Annotated in this window: 1 protein-coding gene; it reads right to left on the reverse strand. The window is 39.6% G+C overall.

The window, feature by feature from the left end:
* Window positions 1-50: 50 nt before the first annotated feature.
* A complete protein-coding gene (locus ACY2RQ_RS19565) occupies window positions 51-647 on the reverse strand; it encodes a glutathione S-transferase family protein (protein WP_490114693.1) in 597 nt (198 codons plus the stop codon).
* Window positions 648-725 lie beyond the last annotated feature (78 nt).

The following is a 725-nucleotide window of genomic DNA, read 5'->3' on the forward strand; positions in this document are numbered from 1 at the left end:
TGCATCAGGTGCGCCGAAGGCGTCACCTGGATGCACTTGTTACACGGCGATTACTCCATGCCTATGTATTTTGGATGTGACCGTATGCGGTCAATCCATTGCATAATTGCAGGATATTGTTTTAAGTCAAAACCACCTTCACCGGCCACATGAGTATAACCATACAGTGAAATATCTGCTGTGGTGAGTTTATGACCTGTTAGGTAAGGTGCTTGCTTTAACTGCTGCTCCATGACTTGAAGTGCTTTATGTCCACCTTCCTGCTTTGACTCATAGTCTGCTTTGCGATTTTCGGGTAGACACAAATATTTTGCGATAAATCTCGCCACCGCAATGAATGGTTCGTGACTGTATTGCTCGAAAAACTGCCACTGCTGAATTTTGGAATATTCATACGTGTCGTTTGACAGAAGTTCTGTGCCTGCTGCCAAATAGTTCAAAATTGCATTTGATTCAGATATGCAGCGTCCATCATCTAATTCCAAAACGGGAATTTTGGCATTTGGGTTTTTAGCAAGAAACTCTTTTGTTTGAGTTTCGTTTTTAAGGATATCTATATGAATCCAGTCGTGTTCGATATTCAGTAACGATGCGAGTAACTTTATTTTGTAGCAGTTACCAGATTGAATATCACCATAGATTTTCAAAGACTTCTCCTTTCTTCACGTAACTTTCAATTTATTTCTAATTAACGTGATGTTAAATGAATATTTGATTTAGCCGTG

Source organism: Parendozoicomonas sp. 209JJ7-1 (assembly GCF_058147085.1).